Below are 23,054 nucleotides of genomic sequence, written 5' to 3' on the forward strand. Positions count from 1 at the left end.
CGCGGGAGTTTTGAAGTGGTTTACTGAATTTGGCCACCTGAACAGAGGTGATATGCTCACCTCAGAACAACACAGGTGTCATAATGAAAAAAAGAAATTTCAGCGCAGAGTTTAAACGCGAATCCGCTCAACTGGTCGTTGACCAGAACTACACCGTGGCAGATGCAGCCAGCGCTATGGATGTCGGCCTTTCCACAATGACGCGATGGGTGAAACAATTACGTGATGAACGGCAGGGCAAAACACCAAAAGCCTCCCCCATTACCCCGGAACAAATTGAAATCCGTGAGCTCAGGAAAAAGCTACAACGTATTGAAATGGAAAATGAAATATTAAAAAAGGCTACCGCGCTCTTGATGTCAGACTCCCTGAACAGTTCTCGATAATCGGGAAACTCAGGGCGCGTTATCCTGTGGCCACTCTCTGCCATGTGTTCGGGGTTCATCGCAGCAGCTACAAATACTGGAAAAACCGTCCTGAAAAGCCAGACGGCAGACGGGCTGTATTACGCAGTCAGGTACTTGAACTGCATGGCATCAGCCACGGCTCTGCCGGAGCAAGAAGCATCGCCACAATGGCAACCCAGAGAGGCTACCAGATGGGGCGCTGGCTTGCTGGCAGACTCATGAAAGAGCTGGGGCTGGTCAGTTGCCAGCAGCCGACTCACCGGTATAAGCGTGGCGGTCATGAGCACGTTGCTATCCCGAATCATCTTGAGCGACAGTTCGCCGTAACGGAACCAAATCAGGTGTGGTGCGGTGATGTGACCTATATCTGGACGGGTAAGCGCTGGGCGTACCTCGCCGTTGTTCTCGACCTGTTCGCAAGAAAACCAGTGGGCTGGGCCATGTCGTTCTCGCCGGACAGCAGGCTCACCATGAAAGCACTGGAAATGGCATGGGAAACCCGTGGTAAGCCCGTCGGGGTGATGTTCCACAGCGATCAAGGCAGCCATTATACGAGCAGGCAGTTCCGGCAGTTACTGTGGCGATACCGGATCAGGCAGAGTATGAGTCGGCGTGGAAACTGCTGGGATAACAGCCCAATGGAGCGCTTCTTCAGGAGTCTGAAGAACGAATGGGTGCCGGCGACGGGCTATGTAAGCTTCAGCGATGCAGCTCACGCAATAACGGACTATATCGTTGGATATTACAGCGCACTAAGACCGCACGAATATAATGGTGGGTTACCGCCAAACGAATCAGAAAACCGATACTGGAAAAACTCTAACGCGGTGGCCAGTTTTTGTTGACCACTTCATTCCGAGCGCTTTGCGAAGTTTTGTATCTGTGAGCATCATGTACACCCCTGAGCCGTGTACTCAGCAGTGTACACAAAACACATAAATTGCAACCATACAAAATAAAACACGTTAAAGCGTTATAAACAAAGAAGTGAGCAACAGCGCGGTTTTGACGTGGATATTTTCAAGCAAAATAAAACACGATAAAACAGAACGCTTCAAAGTATTATTCCTCAGGATGACAAGCACTGATCCTTCTGGCCAGATCGTCACGCGGTCTGGCCTCTTTTCCCGCCTTCTCTTTTCTCCACAATCTTCTTGCGAAAATGTCTGAATCATGAAGATTTTATGGAGATTGCTGTCGCTTTATTGTAATGAGAATCACTATCATTAATATTCTTCATCGCATTTTTAACAAATGGAAATGAGTTGATGAATAACATAATAAGATTTGCCCCGGCTACACTTACGCTCGCCATTCTTTCAACGCTATACCAGAGCGCGCATGCAGCGGAAGATCCTCTCGCCGATGGTGAAACAATGGTCGTTCAGGCAACCGCTGAAGAGGCCCTAAAGCAACAGCCGGGGGTTTCCATCATCACGGCAAAGGACATAGAAAAGGATCCACCGGTTAACGATCTTTCGGAAATTATTCGCAAAATGCCCGGGGTTAACCTCACCGGAAACAGCGCGACAGGCAGTCGTGGTAACAACCGTCAGATCGACATCCGCGGTATGGGGCCAGAGAACACGCTGATTCTGATTGACGGTGTGCCGGTGACGTCACGTAACTCGGTGCGCTACAGCTGGCGCGGGGAGCGCGACACCCGCGAGGACACCAACTGGGTTCCGCCAGAGATGGTTGAGCGTATTGAAGTGCTCCGGGGACCAGCTGCCGCCCGCTATGGTTCGGGGGCTGCCGGCGGCGTCGTCAACATCATTACCAAACGCCCGTCCAACGACTGGCACGGCTCCCTCTCCCTGTACACTAACCAGCCTGAAAATGATAAAGAGGGGGCGACGAAACGCGCTAATTTTGATCTGAGCGGCCCCCTCGCGGGCGATGCGTTAACGATGCGCCTGTACGGGAACATCAACAAAACCGACGCAGATGCTCAGGACATCAACACCGCGCAAAACGGCTCTTACGCCGCCGGGCGAGAGGGCGTACGTAACAAGGACATTAATGCCCTGCTCTCCTGGAAACTCACGCCAGAGCAGATTATCGATTTCGACTACAGCTACAGCCGCCAGGGCAATATCTACGCGGGTGATACTCAATACAGCAACAGCAACGTCAGCCCTGACGGTCTGGTGTCGTCCCTGTATGGACACGAAACCAACCGAATGTACCGCCAGTCTTATGGCATTACGCACAACGGCATCTGGGACTGGGGTCAGTCAAAGTTCGGGGTTTATTATGAAAAGACCAACAACACCCGACTGGAAGAAGGCTCTACGGGCAAAGTTGAAGGGATGATCAATAGCGATAAATACGATACCAGCCGGCTGGAGTCATACCGTTCAACGGGTGAACTGAACATTCCTTTCTTCTGGCTGGTCGAACAGACGCTAACCGTGGGTGCAGAATGGAACCGTGATGAACTGAACGATCCGGCCTCAATGCAGTCGACAAATGTGTCGGGAGAAGTGATTAACGGCGTTCCCGGCACGGCTTCTGAGCGCAACAGCAAAAACAGCGCTGACCTCACCGGCATCTATCTTGAGGACAATATTGAAGCGCGTCAGGGCACCAACCTGATCCCAGGGCTCCGCTTTGATTATCACAATCAATTTGGCAGCAACTGGAGTCCGAGCCTGAACCTCTCTCAGGATTTGGGTGATATGTTCAAGGTTAAAGCGGGTATCGCTCGGGTATTTAAAGCGCCAAACTTGTATCAATCCAGCGAAGGCTATCTGCTTTCCACCCGCGGCAATGGCTGCCCGAATAACGTTTCCGAAGGAAGCTGTTATCTGTTAGGTAACCCGGATCTGGATCCGGAAATCAGCGTGAACAAAGAGATCGGCCTGGCCTTTGCCCTGGAAGGCTACGAGGCTGGAATTACCTGGTTCCGCAATGATTACAAAAACAAGATCGTTTCAGGAACGGATGTGCTGGGGCAGACAAGCAGCGGCGCAAATATCCTGCAATGGGAGAACGGCGGTAAGGCCGTTGTTGAAGGTCTGGAAGGCAACCTAACCGTCCCTGTTATTCGCGACACGCTAACCTGGCGTACTAATGCGACGTATATGATTCAGTCTGAAAGTAAAGACACCGGTAATCCGCTGTCGATTATCCCCAAATATACCGTCAACACCATGCTGGACTGGGAGGTTAACAGCAAGCTTTCAGCCAACGTAAGCTGGACGATGTACGGCCGCCAGAAGCCCAGAGAAAACGCTGAAATCCGCAAAGAGGAAAATGCGATGTCCAACAGAGAGATCGGCGCGTATTCCATCGTGGGTATCGGCAGTAACTATCAGCTGACCAAAAACCTGCGCCTGAATGCCGGCATCAGCAACCTCTTTGACAAGCAGATTTACCGTGAAAATTACGGTGCATCTACCTATAACGAACCGGGCCGCGCCTATTACGCTGGCGTAACCATGTCCTTCTGACCTTCAGGCGCCCGCGCTGCGGGCGCTAACCCTATTCTCTCCAGCCAGAAATCATAGTAGCATCCCGCCTGAAGTCTTCAGTTACGAGTTTAAAAACAATGACAACAAATGACGCCCCACAGGGCGAACTGGTTTTACGCACACTGGCAATGCCTGCGGATACGAATGCCAATGGCGATATTTTTGGCGGCTGGTTAATGTCGCAGATGGATATGGGCGGTGCAATCCTGGCAAAAGAGATTGCACACGGGCGCGTGGTAACCGTCCGGGTCGATGGCATGACCTTCCTGCGCCCTGTCGCGGTGGGGGACGTGGTGTGCTGTTACGCACGCTGCGTAAAACGCGGCAATACGTCTATCTCCATTAACATTGAAGTATGGGTGAAAAAAGTCTCTTCTGAACCGATTGGTCAGCGCTATAAGGCGACGGAGGCCCTGTTCATCTACGTGGCAGTGGATAGCGACGGTAAGCCCCGCCAGCTCCCACGGAGCTGATCCTCAGGTAAAAAAAAGCCTCCTTGCGGAGGCTTCTTTTATTCCATCTGTGCCCCGCCGTTCAGGCGGAAGACAATATTTACAATCAACCCATTGCCGGGTTTACCGGCTTCATAACGCCACCTGCGCATGGCCGATTTAACTTCGCGTTCAAACATATTCGCCGGCTGTGCGGACAGGATTTCCACGTTATCCACACGTCCATCAGCCGTAACGTCAAATTTTACCCGTACACGCCCTTCAATACGTAACGCCTGAGCACGTGCCGGATACTGCGGCTGGTTACGGCTCAGCGCGCGCGGGCCCGCTGGCGCCGTTACCGTCGGTTTTGTCGCGGTCGTGGTGTTACTCATCAGCGGACGTGACGGGGCGGCATTTTCAACCGGCTGCGTGGTGCGTGGCTCAACCGGACGCACTTCGCGTTTCGGACGCTCTTCCACCTTTTTGACCGGCTTGGGTTTTGGCTTCGGCTTAGGTTTCGGCTCTGGCTTATGGATCACCACCGGCGCTTCTTTTGGCGGTTCAGGAATCGGCTCGGGTTCCGGCTCGGGTTCAACAACGGGCTGTGGCGGCGGCGGCGCAACCTGCGGCGGTTCAAGATCCGCGGGCGATACCATGGTCACAGAAATTGGCTGCGCTGGCGCTGGCATTTCAATAACCTGATGAACCGAGGTATAGAGCAGACCCGCCACGACAGCACCGTGAATAACGACGGAAAGCAGCGTCGGCCATGGAAAGCGGCGAGGTAAATCAAGGGTCATCGAAGTCATAATCATCAACGTTAAAAAAACCGAACCTCGATTTTAAATGCAAATAGCAATCATATTCAATAAGACACTTTGTCCTGGCGCAATTTAAGCGTATAAGAGGGCAAAAAAGGGGCATCCAGATCAGGGTTTTAACATTGTTATTATCTTTACATTGCAGTCATTTGTGCTTTCACATAACGTAAATGTCACTTTTACCGGTTAAGGAGCTTTGCCGTGCTTTATGTGATTTACGCTGAAGATGTACCTGATTCTCTGGAAAAACGTCTTTCCGTTCGCCCTGCCCATCTGGCGCGTTTACAGCTGCTACAGGATGAAGGTCGGTTGCTGACCGCAGGCCCGATGCCTGCCGTTGACAGCAACGATCCGGGAGCAGCGGGTTTTACCGGCTCCACGGTGATTGCCGAGTTTGAATCTCTGGAAGCCGCGCAGGCCTGGGCAGAAGCAGACCCGTACGTCGCAGCCGGCGTTTACGAGAAAGTCACGGTTCGTCCGTATAAAAAAGTGTTCTGAAATGAAAGGCTCCCTCGGGAGCCTTTTCTTCATTCAGTGCAGCGACGCCAGCCTCGCCGCAAATCCAACAAACAGCAGGCCTATCAACCCGTTCCCCAGCTTCGCCAGTTTCTTTTTGGTTTTCAGGTAACGCGTGACAAACGCGCCTGAGAAAATCAGGAAGCTCATGTACATGAAGCTGATCAGCTCAAGTGTGGTGGCGAGGATCAGGAACGACGTGCCGGTATTCTTCGCATTGACATCAATGAACTGCACGAAGAACGATACGTAAAAGAGAATCGCTTTCGGGTTCGTCAGGCTCAGCACCAGCGAACGCTTAAGGATCGCGCTTGCCGGTTCGGCGCTACTTTCGTGCGCATTTTTTTGACGTGTCATAACGGACCAGAGCATTTTTCCGCCGAGCCACAGCAGATAAAACGCCCCAAGATAGCGGACAATATTAAATAATACCGGAGTGGTCTGGATCAACGCGGCGACGCCCGCCCACGCCAGAAACATCAGCATGGCATCACCAATAAACACACCGGTGGCTGCCAGATAGCCTTTCTTAACGCCGTGGCCAATCCCTGTTTTCAGCACAAACAAAGTGTTCGGTCCTGGAACCAGCACGATAAAAAATGCGCCGACAACATAGGTCCAGAAATTCAGTACACCAAACTCCGCAAACACGTCTCACTCCTTTTGCTCAAAAACAGCGGGGATACCGGTAATAACGGTATCCCCTGAATCAGTTGCGCTATTGTACGCCGTTATAGCCATCAAGATAAGTCGCGGCCAGTTCGTTACCAAATAATATGGCGTCTTTACTGTCCATGTCCGAAGACCATTTATCCTTCGCGTTGCCTGCGTACAATTCCTGCGACTTCGCATTTTCTTTCAGCTGATCGCGAATGCTTTGCGCGTATTCACTGGCTTCAGCCTGAGTCCGCCCTTCCGCACGGTCAGCTTTGCCCCGGGCATAAAGCTCGCGGAACTGCGCTACGTTCAGGTGATAATTTTTCTGCACGCTGGAGGTGTAATTGCCGCCAGTAAAGCTGGACTGATGCGACACGAAATAAAACGCGTGCCGTTCGGGTGAGGTTTTGCTACTGGCACAACCGCTTAATACTGCAATCCCGAAGAGTGCTGCCATCACTTTTACGTTCATCCTTTTTTCCTTTAATAAAGCCAATGTATTCCCCACGCAAAAACATAATCTGCCAATGAGGAAAATGACGAAAGTCCTAAACCTTCCCTGAGCGCATCCAGCGCCAAAAGTGCAATAAAAATCCAGAGATAAGGATTCATCTTTTAATATCATGACGTTATGGGGACGTAGTATATCGTGGAAAGCAGACGGGAGGAGACTGCAAAAATTGATAGTCTGGATGTTTAATGGGCACCTTTACGGTGCCCCTCATGCTTTTCAGATATCCTGGACCGCGAACAGCAGCGCGTTACGGTGTCTGTTCAGGCCACATTTTCTGATGGCGTGGATACGCATATTGCGGCGGGATTGTGCTTCCAGCCAACGAGCCTTACGACGACTCACCTGTCGCAACATGCGCCAGCGCCCTACTTCAGTTCTACTGCGCTTCATGTCTACAACTCTTTCTCTAACAGAGATGCCATTATATGCTTAAGCAGGCGGCAAACCAGCGCTTTTATCTGCCGTTTTTATTTGCCAGATGAATCCTGATGCGTAAACTCATAACAATACGCTTTCAAAAGGATTTTTTATTTATGACAACCTTCTACACCGTGGTGAGTTGGCTGGTCATTTTAGGATACTGGCTGTTAATTGCCGGGGTGACGTTGCGCATTCTGATGAAACGCAGAGCGGTACCTTCCGCCATGGCCTGGCTTCTGATTATCTACATTCTGCCGCTGGTGGGCATCATCGCCTATCTCTCTTTCGGTGAACTTCATCTGGGTAAACGCCGGGCCGAACGCGCCCGTGCCATGTGGCCCTCCACGGCAAAATGGCTTGCCGACCTTAAAGCCTGCAAGCATATCTTCGCCGAAGAGAACAGCAGCGTGGCCGCATCTTTGTTCAAGCTGTGCGAACGCCGCCAGGGCATTGCTGGGGTAAAAGGCAATCAGCTGCAACTGATGACCTCTTCCGATGACGTGATGCAGGCGCTGATCCGTGATATCCAGCTCGCCCGGCATAATATCGAGATGGTGTTTTATATCTGGCAGCCGGGCGGCATGGCGGACCAGGTCGCCGAATCGCTGATGGCCGCTGCACGTCGCGGTATCCACTGCCGCCTGATGCTGGACTCCGCCGGCAGCGTGGCCTTTTTCCGTAGCCCGTGGGCAGGCATGATGCGCAACGCCGGTATCGAGGTGGTCGAGGCGCTGAAAGTGAATCTTATGCGCGTCTTTCTGCGCCGCATGGATCTTCGTCAGCACCGGAAAATGGTCCTGATCGATAACTATATCGCCTACACCGGCAGCATGAACATGGTCGACCCCCGCTTCTTTAAACAGGATTCCGGCGTGGGGCAATGGATCGATTTGATGGCTCGCATGGAAGGCCCGGTGGCAACCTCTATGGGCATCGTCTATTCGTGCGACTGGGAAATTGAAACCGGTAAACGCATTCTTCCCCCGCCGCCGGATGGCAATATCATGCCGTTTGAGGAAGCCAGCGGGCACACTATCCACACTATCGCCTCCGGTCCTGGCTTCCCGGAAGATCTGATCCACCAGGCACTGCTTACCGCCGCGTACTCAGCGCGGGAATATCTGATCATGACCACGCCCTATTTCGTCCCCAGCGACGACCTTCTGCACGCCATCTGTACAGCGGCACAGCGCGGAGTGGATGTGAGCATTATTATGCCGCGCAAGAACGATTCGCTGCTGGTCGGGTGGGCAAGTCGCGCGTTCTTTAGTGAGCTGCTGGCCGCGGGCGTTAAAATCTATCAGTTCGAAGGCGGTCTGTTACACACCAAGAGCGTGCTGGTAGACGGAGAGCTGAGCCTGGTGGGTACCGTCAACCTCGATATGCGCAGTCTGTGGCTGAATTTTGAAATTACGCTGGTCATTGATGACGCCGGTTTCGGCGGCGATCTGGCGGCGGTTCAGGATGATTATATCTCCCGCTCACGCCTGCTGGACGCCAGACTGTGGGCGAAACGTCCGCTGTGGCAGCGAATTGCCGAACGACTGTTTTACTTCTTTAGTCCGTTGCTGTAAAACGTGCCCAACGATGTTTAACAGGTAGTCATCATGGAAATGGATCTGAACAATCGCCTGACCGAAGACGAAACGCTCGAACAGGCCTACGATATTTTTCTCGAGCTGGCGGTCGATAATCTCGACCCTGCTGACGTCATTCTTTTCAACCTGCAATTTGAAGAGCGTGGCGGTGCTGAGCTGTTCGATCCGTCTGAAGACTGGGCCGAACACGTCGATTTTGATCTCAACCCGGACTTCTTCGCTGAGGTGGTAATTGGCCTGGCAGATGAAGACGGCGGAGAAATTAACGACATCTTTGCCCGCGTCCTGCTGTGCCGCGAGAAAGACCATAAGCTGTGCCATATTCTCTGGCGCGAATAATAAAAAAGGCTGCCCGCGCAGCCTTTTTTATTTAATCCGGCAAAGCATTTCCACAGCGGTGACAAAACCGCGCCCCGGGTTCATGATTTCCCTGCTGACAATTCGGACATTTGCGTTGCTGCTTGCTGTTCTGGAAGGCGCTGCTCATATGGGTGGTAATTAGCCCCGTCGGTATCGCTATTACCGAATAACCGATCAGGATAAGAATCGATGCCACAATACGTCCGAGCGGCGTATGCGGGGTAATATCGCCATAGCCCACGGTGGTCACCGTGACGATAGCCCAGTAAACCGACGCATTAAGCGTGGTAAACCCGTATTTTGGCCCTTCGATTAAATACATCAGGGAGCCAAAAACGATCATCACGATAGCAATAAACGAATAGAAGAGAATAAGCTGGTGGCGGGCGCTGACAATGGCGACCCAAAAAACCCTCAGCGACGGCATAAAGCGCAGCAGCTTCAGAATTCGTAACACACGAATCGCCCGCATTGCGCGCCAGGCAAACACATAATTCAGGCTGATCTCAGGCCACAGCCACATGACATACAGCGGCAGGATAGTGGCTAAATCAATAAATCCCCAGAAGCTGAAAACGTATTTCGCCGGATTTGGCCAGCTAATGACCCTCAGCATATACTCTGCGGTAAACACCAGCGTGACGATCAATTCCAGCCAGACAAAAACGTGCCACTCCTCATACGTCATGTGGTACTGCGTTCCGGCACCGGATTCGATAAAGATAATAATGACGCTAATCAGCGCAAATAAGCCACACAGACCCTCGAAACGGCGACCGGAAACCGTTTCTGGATCAAATAAAAGGTGATAAAGCCGCTGACGGGCCGACGTGAATAATCGCGACACATTAACCTCTAAAAAATAAGGGCTGACATCATGTCAGCCCTTGCGATTATAACGGGTCTACTTTCAGGCAGGAAACCGCATGTCGGAAACTGCCCTCCAGAACCGGCCGTGTTTTTGCACATTCCGGCCCGGCTATTGGGCATCGCGTACGGAATACGCAGCCTGAAGGCGGGTTGATTGGCGAAGGCAGTTCACCTTCCAGAAGCTGAATGGTTTTATTTTTTTCCAGATCGGGATCCGGAACGGGAACCGCAGACATCAGCGCTTTGGTATAAGGGTGCAGCGGATTATGGTACACCTCATCATACGTGCCCAGTTCCACGGCGTGGCCCAGATACATGACCAGCACACGGTCTGAAATGTGTTTTACCACCGCCAGATCGTGGGCGATGAAGATCAGCGACAGCCCCATTTCCCGTTGCAGTTTCTGTAGCAGGTTAACCACCTGGGCCTGGATGGAAACGTCCAGCGCCGAAACCGGCTCATCACAGATAATCAGTTTCGGTTCAAGGATCAACGCGCGTGCGATACCGATACGCTGGCACTGACCGCCGGAAAACTCGTGAGGGTAGCGGTTGATGAGGTTAGGCAACAGACCCACCTTCAGCATCATCGCTTTCACCCGATCGCGAACTTCCTGGCGCGGCATCTTCGGATGATAGGTGCGCAGCGGCTCGGCAATGATTTCGCCAATGGTCATACGCGGGTTCAGGGACGCCAGAGGATCCTGGAAAATCATCTGGATATCACTGCGCACATTGCGCCATTCATCCGGCTTCATCCCCAGCAGATCTTTGCCAAGCCAGGCCACTTTCCCGTCGGTGGCTTTCACCAGGCCGATGATCGCACGCGCAAACGTCGACTTGCCGCAGCCGGATTCGCCCACCACGCCCAGGGTCTCCCCTTCGTACAGGCGTAGCGTGACTCCATCCACCGCTTTCAGGGTTTTGGCAGGCTGCCAGAACCACTGTTTACCGTCTTTGATATCGAAATGGACCTTCAGGTCAGCGATTTCGAGCAGCACATTTCTTTTTTCGTCGATTGCGTTCATACCAGCTCCTCCAGCGGCTTAAAGCAGGCGCGTAGACGGCCTGGGGCAAACGCTTCCAGCGGCGGTGCGCTGTTACAGATTTCCATCGCATGCGGACAGCGTGGCTGGAACGGGCAGCCTTTTGGCAAACGCAGCAGGTTTGGCGGGTTGCCCGGGATAGTCAGCAGCGACTCCCCTTCCGCATCGAGGCGCGGTACGGCATTCAGCAGCCCGATAGAGTACGGATGGGCTGGCTGGTAGAACACATCGCGAGCATTACCGTATTCCATCGTGCGGCCTGCATACATGACTAACACTTTGTCGCAGATCCCGGCAACGACGCCTAAATCGTGGGTGATCATAATGATGGCGGTGTTGAACTCGCGCTTCAGCTCGTTCAGCAACGTCATGATCTGCGCCTGGACGGTCACGTCGAGAGCGGTGGTTGGTTCATCAGCGATCAGCAGTTTTGGCCGACAAAGCAATGCCATCGCGATCATGACGCGCTGACGCATACCGCCGGAGAATTCGTGCGGATACATGCGCATGCGCTTGCGTGCCTCAGGCATTTTCACCGCATCCAGCATTTTGACGGACTCTTCAAACGCTTCGGCTTTGCCCAGCCCCTTGTGGAGCATCAGCACTTCCATCAGCTGTTCACCCACCCGCATATAGGGGTTCAGGGACGTCATCGGGTCCTGGAAAATCATTGAAATCTGCTCGGCGCGCAGCTTGTTCAGCTCATGTTCCGGCAAGTTCAGGATCTCTTTCCCGTTAAACGTCGCCGAACCGCCGATCACGCCGTTTGACGCCAGCAGGCCCATCAGCGCGAATGCGGTCTGGGATTTACCGGAACCGGATTCGCCCACAATGCCCAGCGTTTCACCGGCACGCAGGTCGAAGTTGAGATCGTTAACGGCAGTCACATCACCGTCGGGGGTTTTAAACGTCACGCGGAGGTCTTTAACGTCCAGCAGTGCGCTGGTCCGCTGTTGCGCCTGTGGCGCGGTTGCCGTTTCAATAATGGTCATGACGGCGCTCCTTAACGGTCTTTCGGGTCGAGGGCATCACGCAGGCCATCGCCGATAAAGTTGAAACAGAACAGGGTTACAACCAGGAAGCCCGCCGGATACAGCAGTAACCACGGTGACACTTCCATGGAGTTTGCGCCGTCACTTAACAGAGCGCCCCAGCTACTCAACGGCTCTTGCGTACCTAATCCCAGGAAGCTCAGGAATGATTCAAACAAGATCATACTTGGCACCAGCAGGGAGGCGTATACCACCACTACGCCCAGCACGTTAGGAACGATATGACGCACCACAATATTGGCGGTAGAAACGCCACCAACCTGTGCGGCTTCGATAAACTCCTTACGTTTAAGGCTCAGCGTCTGGCCGCGCACAATACGCGCCATATCCAGCCAGGACACCATCCCTATCGCCACGAAGATCAGCAGGATATTTTGACCAAAGAAGGTCACCAGCAGAATGACGAAGAACATGAACGGGAAGGAGTTCAGGATTTCAAGCATACGCATCATCACGGAGTCCACTTTCCCGCCGAGGTAACCGGAAAGCGAACCGTAAAGCGTGCCGACAATTACCGCCACCAGCGCCGCTGCGATGCCAACCATCAGGGAGATACGGCCGCCAATCGCCACACGCACCAGCAAATCACGCCCGGAGGAGTCGGTACCGAAATAGTGCCCGGATTCCATATCCGGCGCGCTGGACATCATGCCCCAGTCCGTATCGAAATAGGTGAACTGAGAGAGCATTGGCGCAAGGGTTACGAAAAGCGCGATAAGCACCAGCACGACCAGGCTGGCAACGGCGGCACGGTTATGCATAAAACGACGGCGGGCGTCCTGCCAAAGGCTACGACCTTCGACCTCCAGCTTTTCACTGAAGTTTTCCAGCGCCTCGCTGTTTTTCTTACTCAACATCATGGCGTGCTCCAGTTAGTAACGGATTTTCGGATCGATAACGGCATACAGCACATCGACAACGGCATTAAACAGAATGGTCAGCGCGCCCACGAGGATCGTCAGGCTCAGCACCAGCGAATAGTCACGGTTAAGCGCCCCGTTAACAAACAACTGCCCGATGCCTGGCAGGCCATAAATGGTTTCAATCACCATTGAACCCGTAATAATGCCGACGAAAGCAGGACCCATATAGGAGAGCACCGGTAACAGTGCAGGCTTGAGAGCGTGACGGAAAATAATCCGGCGCATCGGCAACCCTTTCGCTCGGGCGGTACGGATAAAGTTCGAATGCAGGACTTCAATCATTGAACCACGCGTAATACGGGCGATACTGGCAATGTAGGCCAGAGATAATGCCACCATCGGCAATATCATGAACTTCAGCGCCCCGCCATTCCAGCCGCCCCCGGGCAGCCATTTAAGGGTTATCGCGAATATCATGACCAGCAACGGCGCGACAACGAAGCTGGGGATAACCACCCCGGTCATTGCGACCCCCATTACGGCGTAATCCCATCGGGTATTTTGTTTTAGTGCGGCGATAACGCCCGCAGTGACACCGAGAACAACGGCCAGGATAAATGCAGCAGCCCCTAATTTAGCCGATACTGGGAAGCTGGACGCCACCAGGTCGTTAACGGAATAGTCTTTATATTTGAATGACGGACCAAAATCACCGTGTGCAAGTTGCTTCAGATAGTTGAAGTACTGCGTAGTGATAGGATCGTTTAAATGATATTTCGCTTCGATGTTGGCCATAACTTCTGGCGGAAGCGTGCGTTCACCGGTAAAAGGACTGCCCGGCGCAAGACGCATCATAAAGAAGGAAATTGTAATTAGAATAAATAACGTTGGAATCGCTTCAAGACAGCGACGCAGGATAAATTTCAACATTGCCCGTACCTTCTGGCGTGTGCCTGATGAATGTTACAAAATAGACACAGTGGGGCAAGCTCGCTCGCCCCACGTATTGCCATTAATGCTTGATAATATAAAGATTCTTAACGGAAATATTATCCAACGGGTCTTTACCGGTATAACCCCCTACCCATGGTTTCACGAGGCGGGCGTTAACGTAGTAGTAAACCGGAACGATCGCAGAGTCTTTATCGAGCTGTTGTTCTGATTTCGCGTACAGATCGGCGCGCTGGGCGTCATCTGCCACTTTCAGGGTATCGCCAATCAGCTTATCAAACGCCGGGCTCTTATAGTGTGCGGTATTGTTCGAACTGTCGCTGAGCATGGTGTTCAGGAATGAGGTCGGTTCGTTATAGTCCGCACACCATCCTGCACGTGCCACGTCAAAGGTTCCCTGATGGCGCGTATCGAGGAAGGTTTTCCATTCCTGATTTTCCAGCTTCACGTTCACGCCGAGATTTTTCTTCCAGATTGACGCGACGGCAATAGCCAGTTTTTTATGCAGATCGGAGGTGTTGTACAGCAGACTAAACGTCAGCGGCTTGTCGGCGGTATAGCCCGCTTCAGCCAGCAGCTTTTTCGCTTCTTCGTTACGTTTTTCCTGGGACCATTTGAACCATTCAGGTTCAACCAGCTTCATACCGTCGGTGTAAGGCGGGGTGTAGCTGTAAGCCGGCAGGTCGCCCTGATTCTTCACTTTATTCACGATAATGTCGCGATCCAGAGCCAGCTTCAGTGCGGTACGAACACGTACGTCGGTGAACGGTGCTTTCTGGTTGTTAATTTCATAATAGTAGGTGCACAGATACGGATCGACGTGAACTTCTTTCGGGATCTCTTTTTTCAGCTTCTGAAACAGTTCAATCGGCATGTTGTTATAGGTCATGTCGATTTCGCCGCTGCGGTAGCGGTTTACGTCCGTTACCTCAGAAGAGATTGGCAGGTAGGTGACCTGATTGATAACCGTCTTGGCATTATCCCAATACTGCGGGTTGCGCTCCAGCACCATACGCTCGTTAACGACCCAGTCCTTCAGCTTATATGCACCGTTGGTCACGATATTCGCAGGCTGCGTCCATTTTTCACCAAATTTTTCTACCGCGGATTTTGGTACCGGAGAAACGGACGGGTGAACCAGCAACTTATAGAAGTACGGAACAGGTTCGCTCAACGTCACTTCAAAAGTGTTGGCATCGATGGCTTTTACGCCCAGGTCGGTTACTGGCTTTTTACCCGTGATGATGTCATCAATATTGGCGATATGGCCATACTGGAGGTAACTCGCGTACGGGGAGGCGGTATTCGGATCCGCCAGACGCTGCCAGCTATAGACGAAATCTTCGGCGGTAACCGGCGTACCGTCAGACCATTTGGCATCTTTACGCAGATGGAAGGTCCAGACTTTAAAATCTTTGTTGTCCCATTTTTCCGCCACGCCCGGAGCCGGGTGGCCGTCTACGTCAGTCACCAGCAGACCTTCAAACAGATCGCGGTTAACGTTAGACTCTGGAACACCTTCAATTTTGTGCGGATCAAGAGACTGCACTTCCGCACCGTTATTACGTACCAGCGTTTGCTTCTCAGCCAGCTGAACACCAGCAGGAACGTCCGCAGCCATTGCAGCGTTGCCCGCGATTAGCGCAGTTAAAATCCCCGCCGCTACCAGACTTTTTTTTGTGATGATGGACATTGTGTTGATACTCCACTCATTATTATGACTGGCCTTCGCCAGTTGTGTAATCCCCTGTTGGGGCCTGTACAGCGCAGGAGTTTTTTTTGCTGCTGTCAGGTTCTTTTTTTACTTCTTGCTATCATCGACTTCATTATTACTGACCGCTCGTACGGCGATCTTGCGTCGATTCTTTACACCTCTCCCCTGTCAGTGAGGTGTGCTGGAAAGCTTAAGTGAGGTCTATATGAAAATAGTTCTCATCAACTTGTTTAATGCCGCAAAATATAAGGCCGGAAAGTACCAAATGGTGCCAACTCTCGCCAATACATTTTGCAAATTTGTTAAGCATTTCTCTTTTACGGAGTCAGGCGTAGCTATGCCGCCGACCACCTTTCACGCCAAAAACAAGTAAAACCCTTACAATACATTCAGTTGTAGAGTTCTCTCGTGACTGGTGCGATGACATGACAAATTCGAACGATTTTTCACGAAAATTTAACATCTGGTTATTATTTAGCACATTCGTCTGGGTCAGCGTCGAAATTACTAATATCATTTCGGTTATCTGTCAGCAAGCCCCAGAGTATCATGTGAGTAAAATAACAGAGCGTTTGAAGGATTTATGGGCAGAGAAGCAAACTGAAAATAAACAACCTCTTGAAAATCAACAAAAGAGGGTTATTAGTAGAACTTATTATGGCTGGTGCGTATTTCAACTTTATTTATATGATTTGCTGATATTCACGTAAAAAAACGGAGCCGCTGGCTCCGCTCTTTCAAACGAAAGTCAGTGTACTAATCCGGGGAATATACTTTTTATACCGGTAACGATAAATTCGATGCCTAACGCCATTAACAACAGACCCATGATACGGGTAATCACGTTGATGCCCGTTTGTCCCAGCAAGCGAACCAGCCATGGCGCCATACGAAATACGCCCCAGCAGCAAAGTGCGAACAGGGCAATGGCGACAGAGAAGCCAATCAGGTGCATCAGGCTGTGATAGCGTGTTCCCCATACAATGGTAGAGCTGATTGCCCCCGGGCCCGCCATCAGCGGCAGTGCCAGTGGCACCACGCCGATGCTCTCGCGGATAGCTGTCTCTGATTTTTCCTGCTTGTTCTGTTTATCCTCCCCCAGCTTGCCGCTGATCATCGACATGGCAATCGTCACCACCAGGATCCCGCCTGCTATTCGGAACGAATCAATCGAGATGCCGAAGACCTGAAGAATGGCGTCCCCCAGATAAAGAGACGTAAGCAAGATAATCGCCACCGACAGGTTTGCCGTCAGGTTGGTTTTATTTCGCGCGGCAGCTGTCTGATAACTGGTCATACTGATGAAGACAGGGATAATCCCTACCGGGTTGACCAGGGCAAACAAGCCAATAAAAAACTTGAAATATGTAGGGAAATCAAAGAGCGTTTGAATCACATTAAGCTCCGCAATTGAGCATGGTCAGGGAGAGACAGCGTGTAATGATAAATCCGCGCTGAAGATACGCTTTTTAGCCGCACACTTCACCAGAAATCTGTTCTAAAACGTTATCAATTCATGATGTTAAACATTTGTATAATCAATGATAGCGCCACTTCCAATAGTTACTTAATTATTTAACACTGGAATAATTAGCACAAAATAACCCTGCTGAAAGGTATCAGCTTAGGACAAAATTGATCTTGATCATAATTTTCGTACTCAGAAGTGAGTAATCTTGGTTACGCCGCCAGGGAGATCACCTATCAAAAAGGTATGATGCTAAGGTAAGGCTCTTTTAGTAAATTAGTGAGCGGAAGCAGTGAGTAATCCTTTGTTTTACTGTGTGTTACGCAAGTGGGATCGGCTCTGACTATACTGTCAGACGTATCGAGCGCTGGTTTACTAAAAGAGTTTAAACATTATCAGGAGAGCATTATGGCTGTTACCAATATCGCTGAACTGAACGCCCTCGTCGAGCGCGTGAAAAAAGCCCAGCGTGAATATGCCAATTTCACCCAAGAACAGGTTGATAAAATCTTCCGCGCGGCCGCTCTGGCTGCTGCAGATGCTCGAATCCCTCTCGCTAAAATGGCCGTTGCCGAATCCGGTATGGGTATCGTTGAAGATAAAGTGATCAAAAACCACTTTGCTTCAGAGTATATCTACAACGCCTATAAAGATGAGAAAACCTGCGGTGTGCTGTCAGAAGACGACACTTTTGGCACCATCACTATCGCTGAACCCATCGGCATTATTTGCGGTATCGTTCCAACCACTAACCCAACCTCTACCGCCATCTTCAAATCTCTTATCAGTCTGAAAACACGTAACGCAATCATTTTCTCCCCGCACCCACGTGCGAAAGACGCCACCAACAAAGCAGCGGATATCGTGCTTCAGGCTGCCATTGCTGCGGGTGCGCCAAAAGATCTGATCGGTTGGATCGACCAACCTTCTGTTGAACTGTCCAATGCCCTGATGCATCACCCGGACATTAACCTAATCCTGGCGACCGGCGGTCCTGGTATGGTTAAAGCAGCATACAGCTCCGGTAAACCAGCCATCGGCGTAGGCGCAGGTAATACTCCTGTTGTGATCGACGAAACGGCAGATATCAAGCGTGCAGTTGCCTCTGTGCTGATGTCGAAAACCTTCGATAACGGCGTTATCTGTGCATCTGAACAGTCTGTTGTCGTGGTTGATTCGGTATACGACGCCGTTCGTGAACGTTTCGCCAGCCACGGCGGCTACCTGTTGCAAGGTAAAGAACTGAAAGCCGTTCAGGACGTGATTCTGAAAAATGGTGCACTGAACGCAGCTATCGTAGGTCAGCCAGCGTATAAAATCGCTGAACTCGCCGGCTTTAGCGTCCCTGCTACCACCAAGATTCTGATTGGTGAAGTGAAAGTCGTTGATGAAAGTGAGCCGTTTGCTCACGAAAAACTATCCCCGACACTGGCAATGTACCGTGCGAAAGATTTCGATGACGCGGTAGAAAAAGCAGAGAAGCTGGTGGCGATGGGCGGTATCGGCCACACCTCTTGCCTGTACACCGACCAGGATAACCAGCCAGAGCGTGTTGCTTACTTCGGTCAGAAGATGAAGACGGCACGTATCCTGATCAACACCCCTGCTTCTCAGGGTGGTATCGGTGATCTGTATAACTTCAAACTCGCACCTTCCCTGACTCTGGGTTGTGGTTCCTGGGGTGGTAACTCCATCTCTGAAAACGTTGGTCCAAAACACCTGATCAACAAGAAAACCGTTGCTAAGCGAGCTGAAAACATGTTGTGGCACAAACTTCCGAAATCTATCTACTTCCGCCGCGGCTCTCTGCCAATCGCGCTGGACGAAGTGATTACTGATGGCCACAAACGTGCGCTCATCGTGACTGACCGTTTCCTGTTCAACAATGGCTATGCAGACCAGATCACCTCTGTTCTGAAAGCTTCTGGCGTCGAAACTGAAGTCTTCTTTGAAGTTGAAGCTGACCCAACCCTGAGCGTTGTACGTAAAGGCGCTGAACTGGCTAACTCCTTCAAACCTGATGTGATCATCGCACTGGGTGGCGGTTCCCCAATGGACGCCGCGAAAATTATGTGGGTCATGTACGAGCATCCGGAAACCCACTTCGAAGAACTGGCGCTGCGCTTTATGGATATCCGTAAACGTATCTACAAGTTCCCGAAAATGGGCGTGAAAGCGAAAATGATCGCCGTCACCACCACTTCCGGTACCGGTTCAGAAGTGACGCCATTTGCTGTTGTGACTGATGACGCAACGGGTCAGAAATATCCGCTGGCTGACTACGCACTGACGCCAGATATGGCTATCGTTGACGCCAACCTGGTCATGGAAATGCCGAAATCACTGTGTGCGTTCGGTGGTCTGGATGCGGTAACTCACGCCCTGGAAGCTTACGTTTCCGTACTGGCTTCTGAGTTCTCTGACGGTCAGGCTTTACAGGCACTGAAACTGCTGAAAGAAAACCTGCCAGCTTCTTACAACGAAGGTTCGAAAAACCCTGTAGCACGTGAACGTGTACACAGTGCGGCAACCATCGCGGGCATTGCATTTGCTAACGCCTTCCTGGGTGTCTGTCACTCCATGGCGCACAAGCTGGGTTCACAGTTCCACATTCCTCACGGTCTGGCGAACGCCCTGTTGATCAGCAACGTTATCCGCTATAACGCCAACGACAACCCAACCAAGCAGACTGCATTCAGCCAGTACGACCGTCCGCAAGCTCGTCGTCGCTACGCTGAAATCGCAGATCACCTGGGTCTGAGCGCACCAGGCGACCGTACTGCAGCGAAGATCGAGAAACTGCTGGCATGGCTGGAAAGCCTGAAGGCTGAACTGGGTATTCCTAAATCTATCCGCGAAGCAGGCGTTCAGGAAGCTGACTTCCTCGCTCACGTAGATAAGCTGTCTGAAGATGCATTCGATGACCAGTGTACTGGTGCTAACCCGCGCTACCCACTGATTTCCGAACTGAAACAGATCCTGCTGGATACCTATTACGGTCGTAACTTCACTGAAAGCGATGTCGCTGCCGTAAAAGTTGACATCCCCGCAGTTGTAAAGGCTGACAAGAAAGCGAAGAAAAATGCTTGATTGACAGTGTGAAAAAAACCCGCCGCTGGCGGGTTTTTTTATATCTGAGGATCCGTAAGACATTTTTTTATTTGCGATTGTCGCCCTGTAACGCCGTCAGCGAGCCTACAGCCAGCGCCTCTTTATAATGCTTGCGGCAGACCGAGACATAACGTTCATTGCCCCCTATCACAACCTGCTCGCCATCAGCATAAGGCTTACCCGACTGGTCCAGGCGAAGAACCATACTTGCCTTGCGGCCACAAAAGCAGATAGTTTTCAGCTCAACCAGCTTATCCGACCAGGCGAGCAGATACTGGCTACCGGCAAATAACTCACCGCGAAAGTCAGTGCGTAATCCATAGCAAAGAACGGGAATATCCAGCTCATCAACGACCTCTGAAAGCGCATGGACCTGCTCACGGGTCAGGAACTGGCTTTCATCTACCAGCACGCAATGGATAGGCTTAGAGGCATGCTGGGCACGAATGTCCTCAAGCAGGTCCGTTTCAGGGTTAAACAGCCTTGCAGGCGACGAGAGCCCTATTCTTGAGCTTACCTTCCCTGCCCCAAAGCGATCGTCGATTTCGGCGGTATAAACAACGGTACGCATCCCCCGCTCCTGATAATTGTATGAGGATTGCAGTAACGCCGTCGATTTCCCTGCATTCATTGCCGAATAGTAGAAATAAAGTTGTGCCATTGGCCGAAGAACCCTAATCAATGTGTAATATTCCCGATGGATCATTGTACCATATTTTGTATTGTCATCAGCGGCGGGCTGCGTGCTCCAGGCTGTTCTGCACCAATAAACTCTTCGTTGATAGCGCAAAATAATGCGTTAAAACAGACAGTAAAGGCTTTTAGCACGGACAATAAGGCGAGCTCGACACCGGAGATAACACTTCTTTTTATAGTGGCTTCTGCAATCTTTAAAATTCACTATTTATTAACTATTCTTCTGTTCGCTGCGCTTAGCCGGAGTAATACGAAAGGCTGATATTTATCAACCGCAACTATAATTCCTGAGGTAAAAGTCACAAAACAAACATGCAAATGACGCGCTTTTGCCGTTTGAAACGATATCTCATCGCCCCAGCAAACAATGAAATTTTAGTTAGCGTAATTAATAATAGCGTCATTAATTTTGTATTTTTTGAATTCCTTACATTCCAACCTATTGCACAAGTGAAATTAACGCTCTATTATTAGGACAACAAACCCACCCCCATTATAAGTTTGAGATTACTACAATGAGCGAAGCACTTAAAATTCTGAACAACATCCGTACTCTTCGTGCGCAGGCAAGAGAATGTACCCTCGAAACGCTTGAAGAGATGCTCGAAAAATTAGAAGTTGTCGTTAACGAACGTCGTGAAGAAGAAAGCGCAGCAGCGGCTGAAATCGAAGAACGTACACGTAAACTGCAACAGTATCGCGAAATGCTGATTGCCGATGGTATCGATCCAAACGAATTGCTGAACAGCATGGCTGCGGCTAAAACCGGTACCAAAGCAAAACGCGCAGCACGTCCTGCTAAATATAGCTACATCGACGAGAACGGCGAAGAGAAAACCTGGACCGGCCAGGGTCGTACTCCTGCTGTAATCAAGAAAGCTATGGACGAACAAGGTAAACAACTGGATGACTTCCTGATCAAGGATTAATCTGGAAAGATTCTGAAAAATCCCGCTTAATGCGGGATTTTTTATGCCCATAATATTCCCCAAACATCTCCTTACATTCTGTCATATTGCCTGGCTCACTATTTAACGTCCTTGACAATCTCCAGCCAATTACGGATCGACAGGCATAAAAAAACCGGTGGGCATCGCCACACCGGTCTTGTTCACTGGTCCGTGAGTTTATTACTTAATACCCACGCTACCTTTGAGCCAGGCTTTAAATTCTTCACCCAGGCTGTTATGGCGAATGCCATATTCGACGAATGCCTGCATATAACCGAGCTTATTACCGCAGTCATGGCTCTTACCTTTCATATGGTAGGCTTCCACGGTCTCTTTCTCTATCAGCATATCGATAGCATCCGTCAGCTGGATTTCATCGCCCGCACCCGGAGGCGTTTTGGCCAGCAGCGCCCAGATTTCAGCACTCAGTACGTAACGGCCAACGACAGCAAGGTTAGACGGCGCGACGTCCGCTTTAGGTTTTTCAACAACGCCAACCATCGGTACGCTTTCACCAGGTTGCAGGGCAACACCTTTGCAGTCAACCACACCGTAAGCAGTCACATCGTCGACTGGCTCAACCATAATCTGGCTGCTGCCGGTTTCGTCGAAGCGTTTAATCATTTCCGCCAGGTTTTCCTGGGAAAGATCGGACTCATACTCATCAAGGATCACGTCTGGCAGAATAACCGCGACCGGCTCATCACCCACTACCGGATGTGCACACAATACTGCGTGCCCCAGGCCCTTCGCCAGGCCCTGACGAACCTGCATAATGGTAACGTGTGGAGGGCAAATAGACTGCACTTCCTCCAGCAGCTGGCGCTTTACGCGTTTTTCCAGCATTGCTTCGAGTTCGAAACTGGTATCGAAATGGTTTTCGATAGAGTTTTTAGATGAATGCGTCACCAGTACAATTTCGGTGATACCTGCCGCAATACACTCATTCACGACATACTGGATTAATGGCTTATCAACCAGAGGCAGCATCTCTTTTGGGATTGCCTTCGTCGCTGGCAACATCCTGGTACCCAATCCCGCCACCGGGATAACGGCCTTTCTGACTTTCGAATTTAGGGCAGCCATTGAAATTCTCCTGAACTGTTCAAGTTTTGAACTTTTATGCATTG

21 protein-coding genes and 1 pseudogene are annotated in these 23,054 nt (G+C 51.1%); 8 read left to right on the forward strand and 14 right to left on the reverse strand.

Annotated elements, in window-relative coordinates; translation table 11 throughout:
- Nucleotides 1-83 precede the first annotated feature (83 nt).
- From L3069_RS12150 to yciA, 3 genes are all read left to right on the forward strand, one after another.
- Nucleotides 84-1,252 (forward strand): IS3-like element ISEc52 family transposase gene (locus L3069_RS12150; RefSeq protein ID WP_085929673.1). Its coding sequence is split into 2 segments (ribosomal slippage): nt 84-333 and nt 333-1,252, totalling 1,170 coding nucleotides; the frame shifts between segments, so codons are not numbered across the junction.
- Between the two features lie 423 nt (nt 1,253-1,675).
- Complete coding sequence (locus L3069_RS12155) at nt 1,676-3,862, forward strand: TonB-dependent siderophore receptor (protein WP_236901866.1); 2,187 nt, start codon at nt 1,676-1,678, stop codon at nt 3,860-3,862.
- A gap of 98 nt (nt 3,863-3,960) precedes the next feature.
- Nucleotides 3,961-4,356: an acyl-CoA thioester hydrolase YciA gene (yciA, locus tag L3069_RS12160; RefSeq protein WP_022648341.1), complete on the forward strand. Its 396-nt coding sequence runs from the start codon at nt 3,961-3,963 to the stop codon at nt 4,354-4,356.
- A 38-nt stretch (nt 4,357-4,394) separates the two neighbouring features.
- On the opposite strand, the gene tonB is transcribed toward yciA, so the two are convergent.
- On the reverse strand, nt 4,395-5,117 hold the full coding sequence (gene tonB, locus L3069_RS12165; RefSeq protein WP_032622462.1) for a TonB system transport protein TonB: 723 nt from the start codon (nt 5,115-5,117) through the stop codon (nt 4,395-4,397).
- 222 nt (nt 5,118-5,339) lie between these two features.
- On the opposite strand from tonB, the gene L3069_RS12170 reads away from it, so the two are divergent.
- A complete protein-coding gene (locus L3069_RS12170; RefSeq protein ID WP_003856755.1) occupies nt 5,340-5,636 on the forward strand; it encodes a YciI family protein in 297 nt (98 codons plus the stop codon).
- 33 nt (nt 5,637-5,669) lie between these two features.
- Here the strand turns inward: L3069_RS12170 and leuE are convergent, their stop codons facing one another.
- The 4 genes from leuE to L3069_RS12185 form a co-directional block, all read right to left on the reverse strand.
- Nucleotides 5,670-6,305: a leucine efflux protein LeuE gene (gene leuE, locus L3069_RS12175; protein WP_023296748.1), complete on the reverse strand. Its 636-nt coding sequence runs from the start codon at nt 6,303-6,305 to the stop codon at nt 5,670-5,672.
- Nucleotides 6,306-6,372: 67 nt separating this feature from the next.
- Complete coding sequence (locus L3069_RS12180; protein WP_022648348.1) at nt 6,373-6,783, reverse strand: Exc2 family lipoprotein; 411 nt, start codon at nt 6,781-6,783, stop codon at nt 6,373-6,375.
- 11 nt (nt 6,784-6,794) lie between these two features.
- On the reverse strand, nt 6,795-6,923 hold the full coding sequence (locus L3069_RS27450) for a KPN_01571 family protein (RefSeq protein WP_209662595.1): 129 nt from the start codon (nt 6,921-6,923) through the stop codon (nt 6,795-6,797).
- A gap of 118 nt (nt 6,924-7,041) precedes the next feature.
- A complete protein-coding gene (locus L3069_RS12185) occupies nt 7,042-7,215 on the reverse strand; it encodes a YciY family protein (RefSeq protein WP_017384232.1) in 174 nt (57 codons plus the stop codon).
- Nucleotides 7,216-7,358: 143 nt separating this feature from the next.
- Between L3069_RS12185 and cls the strand changes: the two genes are divergently transcribed.
- Nucleotides 7,359-8,819 (forward strand): cardiolipin synthase, encoded by a 1,461-nt coding sequence (cls, locus tag L3069_RS12190; protein ID WP_022648349.1) that lies wholly within the window; start codon nt 7,359-7,361, stop codon nt 8,817-8,819.
- Nucleotides 8,820-8,852: 33 nt separating this feature from the next.
- Nucleotides 8,853-9,182: an HI1450 family dsDNA-mimic protein gene (locus L3069_RS12195; protein ID WP_006810881.1), complete on the forward strand. Its 330-nt coding sequence runs from the start codon at nt 8,853-8,855 to the stop codon at nt 9,180-9,182.
- Nucleotides 9,183-9,213: 31 nt separating this feature from the next.
- Here L3069_RS12195 and L3069_RS12200 read toward each other — a convergent pair.
- From L3069_RS12200 to L3069_RS12230, 7 genes and pseudogenes are all read right to left on the reverse strand, one after another.
- Nucleotides 9,214-10,082, reverse strand: a pseudogene (locus L3069_RS12200) (ion transporter).
- Between the two features lie 14 nt (nt 10,083-10,096).
- Nucleotides 10,097-11,101, reverse strand: coding sequence for a murein tripeptide/oligopeptide ABC transporter ATP-binding protein OppF (gene oppF / locus L3069_RS12205; protein WP_022648351.1), 1,005 nt, complete (start codon nt 11,099-11,101; stop codon nt 10,097-10,099).
- The gene (locus L3069_RS12210; RefSeq protein ID WP_017384234.1) at nt 11,098-12,111 is read right to left on the reverse strand and encodes an ABC transporter ATP-binding protein; all 1,014 of its coding nucleotides are present in this window, start codon (nt 12,109-12,111) and stop codon (nt 11,098-11,100) included. The genes oppF and L3069_RS12210 overlap by 4 nt, the downstream gene beginning before the upstream one ends.
- Before the next feature lie 11 nt (nt 12,112-12,122).
- Complete coding sequence (gene oppC / locus L3069_RS12215) at nt 12,123-13,031, reverse strand: oligopeptide ABC transporter permease OppC (protein WP_015570372.1); 909 nt, start codon at nt 13,029-13,031, stop codon at nt 12,123-12,125.
- A 12-nt stretch (nt 13,032-13,043) separates the two neighbouring features.
- On the reverse strand, nt 13,044-13,964 hold the full coding sequence (oppB, locus tag L3069_RS12220) for an oligopeptide ABC transporter permease OppB (protein ID WP_003856738.1): 921 nt from the start codon (nt 13,962-13,964) through the stop codon (nt 13,044-13,046).
- A gap of 82 nt (nt 13,965-14,046) precedes the next feature.
- Complete coding sequence (gene oppA, locus L3069_RS12225; protein WP_023300277.1) at nt 14,047-15,678, reverse strand: oligopeptide ABC transporter substrate-binding protein OppA; 1,632 nt, start codon at nt 15,676-15,678, stop codon at nt 14,047-14,049.
- A 769-nt stretch (nt 15,679-16,447) separates the two neighbouring features.
- On the reverse strand, nt 16,448-17,095 hold the full coding sequence (locus tag L3069_RS12230) for a YchE family NAAT transporter (protein WP_017384236.1): 648 nt from the start codon (nt 17,093-17,095) through the stop codon (nt 16,448-16,450).
- A gap of 480 nt (nt 17,096-17,575) precedes the next feature.
- Here L3069_RS12230 and adhE point away from each other — a divergent pair, with 480 nt between their 5' ends.
- Complete coding sequence (gene adhE / locus L3069_RS12235) at nt 17,576-20,257, forward strand: bifunctional acetaldehyde-CoA/alcohol dehydrogenase (protein WP_032624107.1); 2,682 nt, start codon at nt 17,576-17,578, stop codon at nt 20,255-20,257.
- 67 nt (nt 20,258-20,324) lie between these two features.
- Here adhE and tdk read toward each other — a convergent pair whose 3' ends face one another.
- Complete coding sequence (tdk, locus tag L3069_RS12240) at nt 20,325-20,939, reverse strand: thymidine kinase (protein WP_038416178.1); 615 nt, start codon at nt 20,937-20,939, stop codon at nt 20,325-20,327.
- Between the two features lie 550 nt (nt 20,940-21,489).
- Here tdk and hns point away from each other — a divergent pair.
- Nucleotides 21,490-21,903 (forward strand): histone-like nucleoid-structuring protein H-NS, encoded by a 414-nt coding sequence (gene hns, locus L3069_RS12245; protein ID WP_003856724.1) that lies wholly within the window; start codon nt 21,490-21,492, stop codon nt 21,901-21,903.
- 201 nt (nt 21,904-22,104) lie between these two features.
- Here the strand turns inward: hns and galU are convergent, their stop codons facing one another.
- On the reverse strand, nt 22,105-23,010 hold the full coding sequence (galU, locus tag L3069_RS12250; RefSeq protein ID WP_022648355.1) for a UTP--glucose-1-phosphate uridylyltransferase GalU: 906 nt from the start codon (nt 23,008-23,010) through the stop codon (nt 22,105-22,107).
- Between the last annotated feature and the right edge of the window lie 44 nt (nt 23,011-23,054).

It is taken from the genome of Enterobacter cloacae complex sp. ECL411 (genome assembly GCF_021869665.1).
In the GTDB taxonomy this organism is placed as follows: domain Bacteria; phylum Pseudomonadota; class Gammaproteobacteria; order Enterobacterales; family Enterobacteriaceae; genus Enterobacter; species Enterobacter intestinihominis.

What these genes read in the sequence shown, in the direction of transcription:
- L3069_RS12155 (WP_236901866.1), top strand. Translation starts at nt 1,676, where the DNA reads ATGAATAACATAATAAGATTTGCCCCGGCTACACTTACGCTCGCCATT.
- yciA (WP_022648341.1), top strand. Translation starts at nt 3,961, where the DNA reads ATGACAACAAATGACGCCCCACAGGGCGAACTGGTTTTACGCACACTG.
- tonB (WP_032622462.1), bottom strand. Translation starts at nt 5,117, where the DNA reads ATGACCCTTGATTTACCTCGCCGCTTTCCATGGCCGACGCTGCTTTCC.
- L3069_RS12180 (WP_022648348.1), bottom strand. Translation starts at nt 6,783, where the DNA reads ATGAACGTAAAAGTGATGGCAGCACTCTTCGGGATTGCAGTATTAAGC.
- L3069_RS27450 (WP_209662595.1), bottom strand. Translation starts at nt 6,923, where the DNA reads ATGAATCCTTATCTCTGGATTTTTATTGCACTTTTGGCGCTGGATGCG.
- L3069_RS12185 (WP_017384232.1), bottom strand. Translation starts at nt 7,215, where the DNA reads ATGAAGCGCAGTAGAACTGAAGTAGGGCGCTGGCGCATGTTGCGACAG.
- cls (WP_022648349.1), top strand. Translation starts at nt 7,359, where the DNA reads ATGACAACCTTCTACACCGTGGTGAGTTGGCTGGTCATTTTAGGATAC.
- L3069_RS12195 (WP_006810881.1), top strand. Translation starts at nt 8,853, where the DNA reads ATGGAAATGGATCTGAACAATCGCCTGACCGAAGACGAAACGCTCGAA.
- oppF (WP_022648351.1), bottom strand. Translation starts at nt 11,101, where the DNA reads ATGAACGCAATCGACGAAAAAAGAAATGTGCTGCTCGAAATCGCTGAC.
- L3069_RS12210 (WP_017384234.1), bottom strand. Translation starts at nt 12,111, where the DNA reads ATGACCATTATTGAAACGGCAACCGCGCCACAGGCGCAACAGCGGACC.
- oppC (WP_015570372.1), bottom strand. Translation starts at nt 13,031, where the DNA reads ATGATGTTGAGTAAGAAAAACAGCGAGGCGCTGGAAAACTTCAGTGAA.
- oppB (WP_003856738.1), bottom strand. Translation starts at nt 13,964, where the DNA reads ATGTTGAAATTTATCCTGCGTCGCTGTCTTGAAGCGATTCCAACGTTA.
- oppA (WP_023300277.1), bottom strand. Translation starts at nt 15,678, where the DNA reads ATGTCCATCATCACAAAAAAAAGTCTGGTAGCGGCGGGGATTTTAACT.
- adhE (WP_032624107.1), top strand. Translation starts at nt 17,576, where the DNA reads ATGGCTGTTACCAATATCGCTGAACTGAACGCCCTCGTCGAGCGCGTG.
- tdk (WP_038416178.1), bottom strand. Translation starts at nt 20,939, where the DNA reads ATGGCACAACTTTATTTCTACTATTCGGCAATGAATGCAGGGAAATCG.
- hns (WP_003856724.1), top strand. Translation starts at nt 21,490, where the DNA reads ATGAGCGAAGCACTTAAAATTCTGAACAACATCCGTACTCTTCGTGCG.
- galU (WP_022648355.1), bottom strand. Translation starts at nt 23,010, where the DNA reads ATGGCTGCCCTAAATTCGAAAGTCAGAAAGGCCGTTATCCCGGTGGCG.